Source organism: Algoriphagus yeomjeoni (assembly GCF_049821175.1).
GTDB lineage: Bacteria > Bacteroidota > Bacteroidia > Cytophagales > Cyclobacteriaceae > Algoriphagus > Algoriphagus yeomjeoni_A.
On record NZ_CP187512.1, the window covers coordinates 3,646,672 to 3,661,739 of the forward strand.

The window sequence follows — 15,068 nt, forward strand, 5'->3', positions numbered from 1 at the left end:
TCGCGTTTAGCCTTAATCATACTCTTGTAAATCCCACTAAAACTTCCCTAATTTGGTTTAATACAAAAAATATATTCCATGCAACCAGTGATTATAGGCAGTTTTGAAGAGTTTGAAAAGTACAATGGGCAGAGCTTGGGCTCTTCTGAATATTTTCAAATCACTCAGGAACAGATAAATATATTTGCAACAGCTACTCATGATCACCAGTGGATTCACACCGATCCAGCGAGAGCCAAGGCCGAAGGAGCATTTGGGAACACAATCGCACACGGTTACCTCACATTAAGTATTGTACCGCATCTTTGGGAACAAATCGTAGATGTGCGAAACCTGAAAATGATGATAAATTATGGGATTGAATCCCTTCGCTTTGCAAATCCCGTCTTAGTGAATAGTGAAGTTCGTCTAGTAGCGACCCTGAAAAACGTTGCTAATCTACGAGGAACAGTAAAGGCAGAAGTAGAAGTAAAACTTGAAATAAAGGACCAGAAGAAGCCAGCCTTTACTGGAGTTTTGATCTTCCTTTATCATTTTCAGTAAGCCAAATAGGCTACTTAAACAGGTTGATCTGCACAAGATTCCTAACCAAAATATGCTAATCGATTAGGTAATTATCTGATGAGCAAATATATTAGTTGGAGCTAATCTCCGACAATATGAAACTTCCTTTTGGTCTACTCATTCTTCTTATTCCATTCATCTTTTTTGCCTGCAAACCATCTACTACTTCCGAGACATCAGAAATACTAGATCTTAAATTAGAGATCAAGGACTCCATCCGCGTCGACTATATAGGTATGCTCAATCTCATGGATGTCAATCCAGAATTTGAGAAAATTTTATTCTTTGATCCTCAGAACATGAAGTTTGTGAGTACAGACTTTGACGGAAATATCCTGGGTGAATTCAGCAAAGACCGAGATGCACCGGATGGGTTTGGGTTTTATCCAATGGCTGCCGGAAGATTTAATGCATCACAAAACATCCAGATTGTATCGATGTTTGGCATCTACGAGTACGATCTTGCGGGAAATCTAGTGACAAGTAAAAAAATTCCAAGAGATGAAGCAAAATCCTTCAGTGGCAGAGCAGATGCTAAGCGGGAAATTCAATTTGTAAGGGATAAAATTCTTCTTAGCGGAACGATTGGACGCGGAGAGTACAACAAAACACAACCAGAATTTTATGACACTTTTTTACAGCTAGTTTGGGCTGATCCTCAGACAGGATCGTTTGAGCAGTTTCTAGCTCTGGATTCTGCCAGCATTTTCCAAAACAATATGTCCCATGAGCCATCGACACTTTCGCCAACATTTGAAATCGTAAATGACAAATTATATGTCATCACTGGAATAGATCCATTTTTGAATATTTACGAACTTGATTCTCCCTATACTAAACTCCAGAGAATCCCTCTAGAACTAACAGACTACAAACTGAATACTGGTGAAGATCCCAAAAAAGCTGACCCAAGAGCAATAAGTTATGATCCATCATATGGTATCACTCATAAACTAGTGAAAGTGGGAGACAAACTGGTCATCATGTATGAAACTGGGTATAGCGAAGAAGATGCTATGCGCTCTCGTGAAAACATGTCGCAATCTGAATGGGAAGAATTTTATACCCGTATGAAAGACACCTATAAAATGCGGTATCAGATCTTGGACCTTGAGGGAAAAATGCTAAATGATGCCATAATTCCTGATGAACTAAGCGATTTGTTCGTTAGTCGCGAAGGTTCGTTATGGTTTATGGGTAAGCCAAATCCGAATGTTGAAGAGGATTTTTATACCCTTTATAAAGTGGAAATAAACTAAGAAAAGCCGGACCAATGGTCCGGCTCTTTCTATTTCAGATAACCTTAGTCTAATCTATTTCGCTCTTCGGAGCTTCCAGAATTACTTTTCACGCGGAAGCTTTCTCCCTTAGAGAAGTTATATTTCAACGTAAATCGAACACCTTGATTGCTTCGGTACTGTCGGAAATTTGTATCAATATTAGCGAAGTCAACATTGGCCTTTATTACCTGCGTCCTGAACAAATCAGTTCCATTTACAGAGAGGGTGATTTTATCCTTCATGATAGACTTGGTCACCCCTGCATCTACCCATCCAAATCCAGCAATTTCGCCCTGTCCCCAGATCTGCGGACCGAGATACATTCCCATCACTTCTACCTTAAAGCCTAGTGGCAAAACAAAGTTATGCTGGGATCTTACCATGAATGAGGTCTGTGAATTGTCTAGATAATCATCCCCAATCTGTGACTTAAAGCGATTGTAATTCACCTGGACCATATTCGAAGTAGACCACCATTCTTTGATATCTACAGGGATAATCGCTCTGAAGTTTGCGTTTCTAGTCTTGTCAAAGTTGTCAGTAAACGTAGTAGTAGTACGCTCCTCCTCGTTCTGAATAAACACCTGCATAAATGCATCTTCGGTTTCGCTATATCCAAGCGTGAATTGGTACATCCCTTTCACCACATGATTCATTTCAATATTATTGGAATACTGCGGTTTAAGATTCGGGTTACCTCTTTCACTAGTCAACGGATCAATGTAGTAAACAAATGGATTCAGTAATCGATAATTAGGTCTGGTTATTCTACGATTGACATTGTAGACGATCTGGTAGTTATCACTGATTTTATGCTGTAAGAAACCACTTGGAAATAGATTGAAATACTTCTGCTTATTCACCTGATCAAGCGTCACCGAGTTACCACTGATATCAGAATGCTCACCTCTCAAGCCTACCTGATAAGAAAGTTTATCAGAGAATTTCCCTTTGTAGGAAACATATGCAGCCACTACATTTTCATTATAAATGAACCTGTTGCTGCTTGGGTCAGGAATAAATGGACCATCTTCCTGTGCTTTACTTAGGTCTAGATTATTATCAGACTTAACCCAGCTACCTTTTACTCCAGTCTCGATTGTGTTTCCTTTTCCTACTGGTTTTACAAAATCTACCTTGGCTGTGAAGATATTATAATACATATCATTCAGGGTGAGAATATTACTATTCATCGCTTCAGACATGTTCTCACCAATCCATTGCTTATTGGTAAGTAAGGATTGACTACCGGAATTCATTCGGGTAAAGTCCACATCGGAACTTATTTTTGTGCCCAAAGTATCAAGTTTCGCATCGTAATGAATGTTGGCAAAATATCTACTTCCTGTTCCAGTGGCGTCATTAATCGATTCCAAATAGCTAATTTCTTGCATGCCCGGTGTGATGATATCAGTCAATGAGTTATTGTCATTTCCATCACGGGAATCCGAAGCCTGTATATTTATGGCAATGTTCTGATTCTCATTAATCTCATAATTAGCAGCTCCGGTAAAAAAGAGGTTCTTGTTTCTAGATACAATTCTAGATTCTTGGCTGAAGTTAGAAATGCCTTCAGGTAAGGTGAAATTTCTATAGATTTCGAGATCATTGAAATTACCATAGTGGTTGTAATTCAAGTTGGCATTTGTACTCCACTTTCCTTTTTTCACATTCAACGCTACGCCGGTATTTGGTAACCACTGACCATTATACAAGGCTCCTGCTTGGATGTTCCCAAACATTCCATCCACAGTATTCTTTTTCAACTTGATATTAATCACGCCAGCAGAACCCTCCGCATCAAATCTTGCTGAAGGATTGTTGATCACTTCTATGCTCTTAATATTATCCGCAGGCATAGATCGAAGAAAATTCGCCAAGTCAGTGGCACTCATGTAGGTCAAGCGATCATTGATCATCACGGTAGCTCCAGTACGCCCGTTCAGATTGATGATCCCCTCTTGATCCACGTAAATTCCAGGTGATCTTCCGATCACATCCAGCGCGTTTGATCCTTCAGCCATCACTGTTCCTTCCACATTGATGGTTGTTTTGTCTGGCTCGATGATGATTTCCGGACGAGTAGATTTTACTGTCACCTCATCCAGACCTGTCATTTCATCCTGTACGGTTACTGACCCAAAATTCTTCTTCAAACCAGGTTCTAGCTGAAAAACTTCGGATTCAAAAGCAGTGAACCCAATAGAGGAAATCACCAATTTGACTTTGACAGTTTTGGTAGATTCTATTAGGAAAAAGCCATTTTCATCAGATACTGCGCCATCCACCAAGTTACCGCTCTTAGCATCGATTAATGCCACATTAGCATATGGGACAGGCTGTTCATTTTGATCAGTGACTTTACCGGTAATCTCGCTGACGTCTTTGTCCGCAGCGGCAAGGTTACTAATCCCTAGCAGGTAAGTAAATAGTGTTAAAAAAAGCAAGTTGGTCGTTTTCATCTCTTTTATAAATTATCAAAGGTGAGATGGAATTCCGCATTCATCACAATCTTCACGCCGTGTGTCGATGGAGTCATGCTCGATTTCATTTCAATAGTACATTGTGTGTCGTCTGCCACCTATTGAAAAATAAATGCCACAGGTTGAAATCGGCCTAAAATAGCTCTATTCTCCACTTTTCAAAAAATATCGAAAAAAGAGTGTATCGAAAACGAACAGTGTTATTTCACCTTTGGACATAAAAAATCCCCGAACGTTATATCCGGGGATTCAAATTTTAGCTTTACCAGCTTATTTCTTCAACGCTTCTATATAGTTCGCGTTTGCTTGATCCCAATTGATTACATTCCAGAAAGCGGCAATGTAATCAGGTCTCTTGTTTTGGTAATTTAGATAATATGCATGTTCCCATACATCCAGTCCAATGATCGGAGTTCCCTTTATCTCAGCAATGTCCATCAGAGGATTATCTTGATTTGCAGTAGAAACCACTTCAAGCTTATCTGCGGCAGTCAAAATTAACCAAGCCCAGCCCGAACCGAATCTTGTTGCAGCTGCTTTGTTAAAAACTTCTTTGAAGGATTCAAAGTTGACAAACTTATCATTGATTGCATTTGCCAAATCTCCAGTTGGAGCTCCGCCACCTGTAGGAGACATGATTTTCCAGAAAAGGCTATGGTTATAGTGTCCACCACCGTTATTTCTTACTGCTGTATTCGATCCAGCTAACAGAAGCAATTCGTGTAAAGATTTGTTTTCCAAATCTGTCCCAGCAATTGCGTTGTTAAGGTTAGTTACATATCCATTGTGGTGCTTGCCATGGTGTATTTCCATAGTTTTAGCATCAATGTTGGGTTCCAAAGCCGTCGTGGCATAAGGTAAAGATGGAAGTTCGAAAGCCATTTTGTTTTAATTTTAAGGTTAAAAGATTGATTTAAAAATCTTACGAATAATCTGTTTTATCAACCAATCGAAAACGAAAAAGGTTCTTTAGTGATCAATTTCCTTTTATTTTCTCAGTTTTTTGAAAAATTCGAGCAAAAGCTGTTCGGATTCTAAGCCTAAACTTCCTGCAATTACTTTTGTTTTGGGGTGCAAAATTGCTGGATTACTCTGCAAAAACCCTCTTTTAGGATCGGATGCTCCATAATGGATTTCGCCGATCTGGGACCAAAAAAGAGCCCCTCCGCACATCACGCAGGGCTCCAAAGTCACATACAGCCTACAATCATTCAGATACTTTGCCCCCATGTAATTGGCAGCTGAGGTGATGGCGAGCATTTCTGCATGTGCTGTCACATCATTAAGTTTTTCAGTCTGATTGTAGGCTTTCGCGATGATTCTATTTTTTGAAACTATCACAGCGCCCACAGGTATTTCCCCCTCTTCAAAAGCAATTTTTGCTTGCTTGAGAGCTTCATTCATGAAGTACTCGTTGCTATAAAGTTCTATTTCCAAAGCGGTCTAGAAGAAGTCCAAGATCTCGTTTCTCACACCATCATTGATGATAAATGCTAGAATCAAGGAAACTACCAAACCTATAAATGCTTTGAAGACATCCTTCCTAGCCAGTCTAAATGCACGGAATAACCAGGCATTTCTCTTTTCCGCTTTGGCATGCTTACCAAGTGCAATCGCTATTTCTCTACCGCCAAGCAATCCAATAAATACCCAAGTAGTACTCATCGGAACATTGCTATAAAGCTTAAAGTAGAATAGGATGATAGCATACACAAAATCCACTATGGTTGCTGCACGAACGTCTGTAACACTGGTTTTCTCATTAACAATTCCCTGTATTTTATCTCCCTTCATGTAGAAAAGAAAACCCAGACCAATAAACACGAAACCAGTGTAAACAGCGAATTCTACTACATCCAATTGTCTAGGTAGGAACACTGCAATATTCGCAGCATCCTGCATAATCCATACCGCCCAAAGTGTACCAGAGGTGATCCACTGCAGGTAAATCCAATACGGAGCAGGCTTTCCTTTTAGGTAGTTTTTGACAAATCTCTCAAGAACAAACCAAACAGCAATAGCAATAGAAAAGGCTAAAATATACCCTACAAAGCTTTTAAACATAACACTAACAATAGTCCCTGCTTTGTAAGTGAATACATTCAATAATAAAAATGTAGTGGAAACAGGCATTCTCAGCCTAGTCATAATAAGGAGTACAATCGGAGCTGCAAGCTGAAGGAAAACAAAGCTAGTAGGCGCCTTGTCCAATCCAGGTACACTTAATCGTTCATAACTCACATCACCATTAAAGGTGATCCAGCTATACGTGACAGTTGCCACAAAGATCAAACCCATAAATAACCACAACCAATACCATTTCTTACTATGATTTGAGGCTATAAATGTCCCGATTGTTTGAATACTATCATTTGCAATAGCAGAGTAGGCGGCTAATGCAAACCCAAACCACATAGCTGCATAGGTGTATGGGGTGATTACCGCAGCGATGGATATGAGTACACAAATGACGATTAAAAAAGATTTCTCCTTCTTAGTAAAATCGAACAACGAATACGCTCCTTTGGAAAGCTTATCCTGATTAATGTTTTGGTCTATTTTTTTCTTGGCCATGATTTGGCTTTTGGTCTGTCGCGCAAAATTAAAGAAGATATACTTCTATCCATGTTATCAAATTGTTAAGTAAACACAATTCCTCTTCTAAAAGATAGTTTTATCTTGTTTTTCGCAAAAAAATTTCAACTTTTGCCCAATATTTTATCAAAAATTTGGATTCTCGCTTAGTTCCGTTCTAATTCATAAGCCCTTAACCCTTAGATAAAATAAAGTATACAGAATAACTTCTGAATCTAATAGATGGAGAGCTTAGAACCGGAAAAAGAAAAAGTAAATAAGACTAAAAGCTATGTAATGATGCTTTTGGCTCTTCTGTTATTCATCTTCGCGATTGATTTGCTCACTGTGGCAATGAGCCATTTGAACAATGACGTGGCAGAAAATATCCTTCTTGCTACAAGAAACCCCTTTGTCAGTCTTTTCATTGGCCTTCTAATGACTGCCCTTATCCAGAGCAGCTCCACAGTGACCGCCAGCATAGTCGCAGTAGTCGCCGCTGGCAACCTAACCTTAGAACAAGCTGTACCGATGGTCATGGGTGCCAATATAGGAACGACTTTAACCTCTACGCTGGTTTCTCTTTCCTATATCATGAACAAGAAGCAATTCAAGCGTGCCCTATCCGCGGGAATGCTGCATGATATATTTAATATTTTCACAGTTGTTCTTCTCTTGCCACTTGAAATATATTTTGGTTTTTTATCCAAAATTTCGATCCAAATAGCCGATTTATTCATTCCGGATGAATCCTACTCAGGGCCGATCGTTTACAATAAAGTTTTTACCAGACCGATCTCTGAATGGATCACGAGTACTATAGATATTCCATTCCTAACAATGATCCTTTCAATCTTCTTGGTTTTTGCAGCTATTAAGATCCTGTCCACATCGGTGTATAAGGCATTCGTTCTCAATAGCTTTCAAGATATCAACAAACTGATTTTCAAGAATCCCTACATGGCTTTTATCTATGGGACTTTCTTCACTGCGGCTGTGCAGTCTAGTACAGTGACTACTTCACTGGTAGTACCCTTGGTGGCGAATAAAAAAGTATCCGTAAAAAAGTCTTTTCCCTTCATCATCGGGGCCAATATAGGAACCACCATTACCGCAGGTATTGCTGCCATTTATAAGACTGAAGCTGCTATAGCATTGGCAATAGTTCACTTCCTATTCAATTTGATTGGAGCATTGATTTTCCTTCCATTTCCTACCGTCAGGAATATTCCTGTGATTCTGGCTTTGTTTATGGGCAAAAAGTCTGTTAAAAGTAGGTTCTTAGGTTTTGCTTATATCCTGTTGACTTTCTTCATCATTCCTTTTTTGCTGATTTACTTCAGTAACGATTGAGAATTTCTCCAAGCTTCCATTAATGCTTTTGCAGAACTGCTGCCCAGCCTATCAGCACCCGCTTTAATAAGATCCAGTGCTAAGTCAAGCGTTTTGATTCCACCGCTTGCCTTGATACCTAGTGAAGATGATAAATTTTCCCGCATCAATTTGATATCCTCCACTTTGGCTCCATGTGAAGCATATCCAGTGGATGTTTTCACAAAATCAGCCCCAGCATCCTGACAAATCATGCAAGCTTCCACAAGTTGCTTTTCATTCAAATTGGCTGTTTCAATGATGACCTTTAGAATTCTTTCTTCCTCATGGCAAATCTTTGCTATCTGCGCGATTTCAATTTTCGGCCAATTCATCCCCGAATGATAGGCCGTTTGGGACCAAACCAAATCCAGTTCATCTGCACCTTGTCGGATCGCTTCCTTAGTTTCAAATACTTTGGTAGCTGTGTCGCTATATCCAAAAGGGAAGCCGATCACTGTTACTAGCTGAATATTCTCTTCCCCTAATTCCCTACGGACTTTTTTCAGCCAAAATGGAGGCACACAGACTCCTACAAATTGCTCATCAATTGCTTCTCTGACTAATAAATCCACTTCATTTCCAATCATAGTCGGCTTTAAAAGAGTGGATTCTAAAAAGCGATTCAGCTTATTCATGTTGATTTACAAATTCATTCAAATAAATAAACTCAATAGTCAAGTCACCATCCCGAGCAACTGTCGCCCGCTCCAGAATCCCGGAATTATCTTCCAATAGTGCAGGAATCACCCATTTTATCAATTGAATCCCAAATTCCTGGCTGGCCTCTCGGGGTAGCTCACAGGGCAAATTGTCTATCGCCATGACCGATATACTCGTCTGACTTCCAAAGGCTGGAATTTTCTCACCCGTTTCACGGTCTACATCGTAGACTGGATCAGTGATCGTGCTAGAGGTAATTGTAGTCGGAATAGATCCACCCACATCGCAGCTCACATCTGCAATCACCGATAGTTGAAAATCCTCTCCTGCGATATCCTTCAATTCAAATAACCTTGGGGCGTCTGGATCCCAGTAAGCTCCAGAAATAAGTATCTCGCCCGCTTCTGCAAACTTCTGGAAATGGCTTTCATATTTCTCAGGAAAGGAATGGTATTCCTGTTTGTCATACCCTCCATCTGATTTTCTTCTATTATAGTCCGATGAGCTCAATTGTACATAGACGGGCTCATCAAAGTACGCATGCAGAAAATCATGCACAGAGACCTCCCGTATTTTCATAGCATTCAAGATCTCCAAGGCTCCTCTACCTACGCGACCAGAGCCGGTGAGGATAATTTTCACTGGGGGCAATTGAACCTTGGCAAGCTCAAAATGAAGCGCCTTCAGGTCTACGCATTCATTTGCCCGCTTAATCTCAAAAAGGTCTGTTTTCTTTCCATAGGTCCAGAAAGCATTATAAGCTCCTACGATTCCTGCCCATCTTCCGAAAGCTACTACTCGATTCCCTTCCTCATTTTTCAAAACTTCATAGTCAATCAGTCGGATTTTTTTGTCCAGGACAGCTTGGAGCAGTTTTCTATTGTAGGCTTGCTTTTTGATCGTATGCGAAAAGAAAAAATACGTCTTCTCCTCAAGCAACTGGTCAACGGGAACTTCCTTCACGCCAAAAAGAACATCACAATCTGAAATATCATCAACTACTTCTATCCCTAAATCAATAAATTCCTGATCTGTGAATGCCCGGAAATGACTGGCTTGCACTTGTACGCTAATCTTACCGGCATATTCCACCTGAATGCTTTTCAGTTGCTCCGGCGTAAATGGAACACGTTTATCAGGTGGGTTTTTTCCTTCGCGGATTATTCCGATTTTCATATGTTTATAATTTGATCTTTAATGGCCATCCCTCTGTAAGTTGCTAAGCGTCACGCCTGGATCGGGCAGGCTCGATTTCATAAAAATTATAGTTGCTTCAAAATTTAATATACTTCAATGAATTATGTACTGCTAGCCCTGAGCTGGATCATATTTTACGCACTACATACCCTGCTGGCAGCATCCAAGTTAAAAAGAATTTTGGAGGTAAAATGGGGAGAAGCTTACAAATGGTATCGTTTAACCTATACTCTAATTTCTTTGCTATTGTTACTTGGAGTCATGGTTCAGGCAGTTTTAATTCCGAAAACTATTTTGATACCAAAAGGAGATGTGACCGATTACCTAGGGTACATGCTTGCTGGATTTGGGACGATCATTGCTACCAAATCAAGCAAAAACTACTCAATAAAGCGGTTTCTTGGTATTAACCCTGCTCAAAATGAATCCGAAGAATTGATTACAACGGGACTTTATTCCAAAGTCCGACATCCTCTTTATGCTGGTTTGGTATTGATTTTTCTTGGATATTTTATATTCGCCGGGACGATTAGCTCTGTAGTTCATCTGGGTTGTTTATTGCTCTATTTACCATTCGGGATATACTTTGAGGAGCAAAATCTTGTCGTCCAATTTGGCGAAGCGTATCAAAAATACAAATCGTCCGTTCCTGCTGTCATCCCAAAACTTTGGTGAGACTTTTGAAAATTGAATCTTGAATTTGTCTCTTGAAAATTCCTCTAGTCAAGCCTAGGCAAACTCAATTTATACTTTACAGAAAGCATCCTGATTGCGATGATTACAGAGATAGAAATCAATAAATTAATATCCCGGGGTACCTGAAAATAATTTAGAATCAAATAAACAATCGCACCCGCTAGGCAAGCTGAAGCATATACTTCCTTTCGAAATAATATAGGAATTTCATTCGTCAGGGTATCTCTGATCACACCACCCATCACGGCAGAAAACATCCCCATAATAGCCGCAATCTCTGGCCTCATCCCGAGACTCAGTGCTTTTTCAACACCTAGAACGGTAAAAAAAGCAATCCCTAGTGTATCAAAAAGAAAGAAGGTTTTGCGAAGCTTACTTAGGAATCTTGGAAAAATAAAAGCCCCTAAAACTCCAAGAAGAATAGCATATAGAAACATTACATCCGCTATCCAAACTAGTGGATAACTATCGAGCAAGATATCTCTGAGGGTACCGCCACCTATAGCCGTAATAAACCCAGTGAATCCTGCACCAAACATGTCGTGCTCCCGCTCCCGGATCGCCAAAGCCCCGGAAATCGCAAAAACAAAAGTTCCAACCAGTTCTAACCCGTATTGTAAATCCATTTAGGAAATATTTAACTGTAGCATAAAAACAACTTTCACAAAAATTTATCCAAGTCCAAAGGCAATGGCTCAAAATTCAACACTAGAGTAAATTTCTTTTAAAAAAACTAAATATTTTATGATTATCCGCAATGATGCCAGTTACCTAATTTTCTTTGCTTGGTTGGCTGTCCCGATAGCTATCGGGAGACCGATGACGGGTGACCGAAGCAGCCTCCAAGCTAGAGTTTACCATCTATTAAGCCGGTTTTATCTATTTACTGGTACAATAGCGGATATACATAAAATATTTTTTGTATTCTTTAGAATAGATAGTAATTAAATCTTGTATTTCGCGGTTCAAAATACTAAAAGAAACAGATTCTCTCTCAGCCTCACACTAGCTCAAATATGAATACGCTGCTACACTATGACCTATTAAGGCTAGATGCATTTCAGAACAATTTGTCCATTCGTAACCACATTGCTGTAGAGGATTTCGGTGAATTGACACTTCTTAAGTTTTCGCCCATCAACTATTTTAACTATTGTATTGGCAAAGTCAATAGTCTAGAATTGCTGGATTATATCAAGAAATTCTATTCAGATATTGTCGAAAATAAGCATCAGATTCTGATTGATTCAGGGGATTACTTATCTAGCGAAATCATCCAACAATCTCCTGATTATAAGCTTGAAGGAAAGATTTCTATTATGAAATTAATTCCAGAAAATTTTACTGGCTATCCCATAATTGCCGAAGTGGATCTAGTACCCGTCACGGAGCAAAACATCAAAGAATTTGCTTGGCTTTACCTGTCTTGTTTTGAAGCAGAAAATAGACATGAAGAATCCGTTGAGGAAAATTTTAGATTGAAACTGAACGTAAAAGGGCTTCAGTTCTATTTCATCAATTTTAAAAATAAGCCCGTAGGCATTACTGGTTTATATTTTCATCCAAATTTCACCATTTTATCTGTCGGTGCTATATTAAAAGAATATAGGTTTTTAGGAATACACAAATCAGCGCTTTCTTGGAGAATCCAAAAATCAGAAGCAATAAACGGCAGTAAACCTGTTTTTTCGTGGGCTTATAAGGATAGCATAAGCTATGAAAACATGGTGAAAACTGGCATGACAGTTTCTGAGGAATTATTGATTTATCAGCATGCTAGATAAGTTTCTCTTTCTGGCCAATCAATTTCCTAACCGAATAGCGATCAAAGCTAAGGGCCATTCTCTAACCTATGGGGAATTACTGAAGCAGGCATCGGCCGTTTCTTCAGGTATTCAAAACCAAGGAATAAAAGAGAAGTGCATCGGTATTTCTTTGAAAAACAAAACAGATGAGCTGATTTCCTGCATTGGAGTATTACTATCTAACAATCACTTTTTTTTCCTACCTGAGAGAATAGAAGACGCTTGGTGGGAACAGGTACCGGTAAGCTTATTGATAACAGATCGAGATCAGATAAAAAAGGCGGACATTTTATCTGTTGATTTCAATGAAATAAAAAACTCCTTAGTATCGGCCATCAACCCATGGTGGGAACATGAAGACACAGCAAAAAAACTCTTTTGTGTCTATTGTACCTCTGGAAGTACAAGTAGCTCAAAGTATGTAGTCCATGACTACCAATCCATCGTAGAAGATACCAATAGGCAAGTTGATGAGAATGAAATCACAGAGCTGGACACATTGGACTTCATTTTTGCCGCTTCCTTTAGCTCATCTTTGGCCAGCATTTTTCCAGCTTTAATCTCCGGAGCAAGTATTGCAATCTTCGATCTAAGTCCAATAAACTTAAAGGACATTCCGCATTTTTGGCACGAGCAAGAAGTAACCTTCGCCACTTTGACGAGTTCTGCTTTTAGAACTTTGGCTCGAATCAACACCATAAACCTCGCTGATTACACGAAAACAATCAGATTTCTATGCTTGGGCGGCGAACCTGTTTTAGAAACTGATCTCCAGCTTTTTGTTTCTTATTTCCCAAAAAACTCAGAAATCCAATTAGCATACGCAAGTACAGAGACCCGAACTCTAAGCCAACTACGAATCAATCAAAATACTCCATGGGAATTGATTCATGAAGGTTTCCCCGTAAGAAATAAAACCATTAAGATTCTGGATCAAAAGGAAAACGACTGCCCTGCCAATAAGGAAGGAGAGCTGGTAATTCACTCTCCTTATATTAGTCTCGGCTACTATAAAAATGGAAAGTTAATCCCGCATGAGCAGGAAGGGGAAAATCGAGTTTACCGCACCGGAGACTGTGGCTTTTACTCTAGCGACGGCGCTCTACATCTCACGGGGAGGACTCATTCCCTGCAAAAAGTAAATGGAAAGTGGGTCAATTTTAATGCGTTGGAGAAAAGAATTTGCTTCATCAGTCATTCCGAAAACTGTAAAATACTCCTGAATAAGGATGAAAATGGCTTTGACTATTTGATCGCTTGCTTGGAGGTAAATGAAATTGACTCAGATTACTCATCAAGAAATTCAATAAATAGCCAAATCAAATCCGAGGTTTTACCACGCGTTTATCTTGAGTTTAAAGATTTTCCATTGAATACAAATGGAAAAATCGACAAAAATAAGATGCTAGAGATGGCTCAAAACAAGGAATTCTCTAACATTTCGGATCAAATTAAAGACCCTATTACCCAACAGATTCACCAGGTTTGGTGTCAGCAGTTAGGAGTGAACATATTTAATTTAGATGCAGACTTTTTTACAGATCTCGCAGGCAGCTCTCTTCAAAGTGTGTTTGTCGTGGATGACTTAGCCCGGAAGCTTAACCAAGACTTAGAGAGTCATGTGCTGTTTCAATATAGAACAATCCGCAAGCTTGCTCAATTCTTGAACAACACTAATGTAGAGAAGCCCTTACCACTTATTGATTGGATTAATTCTGCACCCAAGGCTCATTTACCTTACTTGTTTTTTACAGAAATAGGTCATTCTAGTTCTTACAAAACCTTACTGGCAAGCCAGATATCTTCTGAGAAGTATAACCTAGCATATCTTAGAATCGATCTCTTCAAGGTATTACAAGGCCATCATCCAGAAGAAATCATGAAAGAAATTCTCGACTTGCTGAAACCATTTCCTTCGCCAGTACTTTTAGCTACAAGTTTTAATGGATTCATAGCAGCCAAAATCAATCAAAAACTTGGAGGATCCTTGATATTAATTGATTCCCCTTGGTATAGAAAAGACACGGTTATAAAAATTCCTATCCTAAATCGTCTCTTACCTATCTATCATCGATTTCGTTCCTTACCATTTCACAAAGCTGTTCAGCAAGTCGGGTCGCTAGTTTTAGGATTTGGGATAAAAAAAGCAACTCTTAAAAAAGGCTATGTAAGTCCCTTCGAAAGAAGTGTCAGTCTGTTTGTTTCCCAATCAGAACATCCTATAAAAATCTCTAACCTTCTGTATTTTTATTCAACGGGATCTGCAATGACTTCAAGGAAAGATGTTGAAAACTGGAGAAATATCACTGATGGTAGCTTCTCTACTGTAGATATTTTAGGTGATCACTTGGATGCTTTATCTGAGGATAATAGTGAATCGGTTGCTAGAAAGATTAATGAGTTTCTAACTGGCACTTACAAAGAAAAATAACTAA

At 39.2% G+C, this 15,068-nt stretch carries 13 protein-coding genes; 6 read left to right on the forward strand and 7 right to left on the reverse strand.

Features of this window, described 5'->3' with window-relative positions; translation table 11 throughout:
* Positions 1-78: 78 nt before the first annotated feature.
* The gene (locus ACPUEN_RS14635; protein WP_425636645.1) at positions 79-543 is read left to right on the forward strand and encodes a MaoC family dehydratase; all 465 of its coding nucleotides are present in this window, start codon (positions 79-81) and stop codon (positions 541-543) included.
* A 116-nt stretch (positions 544-659) separates the two neighbouring features.
* Positions 660-1,823 (forward strand): hypothetical protein, encoded by a 1,164-nt coding sequence (locus tag ACPUEN_RS14640; RefSeq protein ID WP_425636646.1) that lies wholly within the window; start codon positions 660-662, stop codon positions 1,821-1,823.
* A 44-nt stretch (positions 1,824-1,867) separates the two neighbouring features.
* On the opposite strand, the gene ACPUEN_RS14645 is transcribed toward ACPUEN_RS14640, so the two are convergent.
* The 4 genes from ACPUEN_RS14645 to ACPUEN_RS14660 form a co-directional block, all read right to left on the reverse strand.
* Positions 1,868-4,306, reverse strand: coding sequence for an outer membrane beta-barrel protein (locus ACPUEN_RS14645; protein ID WP_425636647.1), 2,439 nt, complete (start codon positions 4,304-4,306; stop codon positions 1,868-1,870).
* A 291-nt stretch (positions 4,307-4,597) separates the two neighbouring features.
* The gene (locus tag ACPUEN_RS14650; protein ID WP_425636648.1) at positions 4,598-5,209 is read right to left on the reverse strand and encodes a superoxide dismutase; all 612 of its coding nucleotides are present in this window, start codon (positions 5,207-5,209) and stop codon (positions 4,598-4,600) included.
* A 105-nt stretch (positions 5,210-5,314) separates the two neighbouring features.
* A complete protein-coding gene (locus ACPUEN_RS14655; protein WP_425640201.1) occupies positions 5,315-5,758 on the reverse strand; it encodes a nucleoside deaminase in 444 nt (147 codons plus the stop codon).
* A 12-nt stretch (positions 5,759-5,770) separates the two neighbouring features.
* Positions 5,771-6,901 carry a hypothetical protein gene (locus ACPUEN_RS14660; protein ID WP_111609616.1) on the reverse strand — a complete coding sequence of 377 codons (1,131 nt, stop codon included), beginning with the start codon at positions 6,899-6,901 and terminating at the stop codon, positions 5,771-5,773.
* A 243-nt stretch (positions 6,902-7,144) separates the two neighbouring features.
* Between ACPUEN_RS14660 and ACPUEN_RS14665 the strand changes: the two genes are divergently transcribed.
* Positions 7,145-8,254: a Na/Pi symporter gene (locus ACPUEN_RS14665; RefSeq protein WP_425636649.1), complete on the forward strand. Its 1,110-nt coding sequence runs from the start codon at positions 7,145-7,147 to the stop codon at positions 8,252-8,254.
* Here ACPUEN_RS14665 and deoC read toward each other — a convergent pair.
* Together deoC and ACPUEN_RS14675 are read right to left on the reverse strand one after the other, a co-directional pair.
* Positions 8,236-8,910 carry a deoxyribose-phosphate aldolase gene (deoC, locus tag ACPUEN_RS14670; protein WP_425636650.1) on the reverse strand — a complete coding sequence of 225 codons (675 nt, stop codon included), beginning with the start codon at positions 8,908-8,910 and terminating at the stop codon, positions 8,236-8,238. The genes ACPUEN_RS14665 and deoC overlap by 19 nt on opposite strands.
* Positions 8,903-10,111 carry an NAD(P)-dependent oxidoreductase gene (locus ACPUEN_RS14675; RefSeq protein WP_425636651.1) on the reverse strand — a complete coding sequence of 403 codons (1,209 nt, stop codon included), beginning with the start codon at positions 10,109-10,111 and terminating at the stop codon, positions 8,903-8,905. The genes deoC and ACPUEN_RS14675 overlap by 8 nt, the downstream gene beginning before the upstream one ends.
* 117 nt (positions 10,112-10,228) lie before the next feature.
* Between ACPUEN_RS14675 and ACPUEN_RS14680 the strand changes: the two genes are divergently transcribed.
* Positions 10,229-10,807, forward strand: a complete 579-nt coding sequence (locus ACPUEN_RS14680; protein ID WP_425636652.1) for a methyltransferase family protein — start codon at positions 10,229-10,231, stop codon at positions 10,805-10,807.
* 44 nt (positions 10,808-10,851) lie between these two features.
* Here ACPUEN_RS14680 and ACPUEN_RS14685 read toward each other — a convergent pair whose 3' ends face one another.
* Positions 10,852-11,454 carry a trimeric intracellular cation channel family protein gene (locus ACPUEN_RS14685; protein ID WP_111609621.1) on the reverse strand — a complete coding sequence of 201 codons (603 nt, stop codon included), beginning with the start codon at positions 11,452-11,454 and terminating at the stop codon, positions 10,852-10,854.
* Positions 11,455-11,844: 390 nt separating this feature from the next.
* Here ACPUEN_RS14685 and ACPUEN_RS14690 point away from each other — a divergent pair, with 390 nt between their 5' ends.
* Together ACPUEN_RS14690 and ACPUEN_RS14695 are read left to right on the forward strand one after the other, a co-directional pair.
* Complete coding sequence (locus ACPUEN_RS14690; RefSeq protein ID WP_425636653.1) at positions 11,845-12,612, forward strand: hypothetical protein; 768 nt, start codon at positions 11,845-11,847, stop codon at positions 12,610-12,612.
* Complete coding sequence (locus ACPUEN_RS14695) at positions 12,602-15,064, forward strand: AMP-binding protein (protein ID WP_425636654.1); 2,463 nt, start codon at positions 12,602-12,604, stop codon at positions 15,062-15,064. The genes ACPUEN_RS14690 and ACPUEN_RS14695 overlap by 11 nt, the downstream gene beginning before the upstream one ends.
* Positions 15,065-15,068 lie beyond the last annotated feature (4 nt).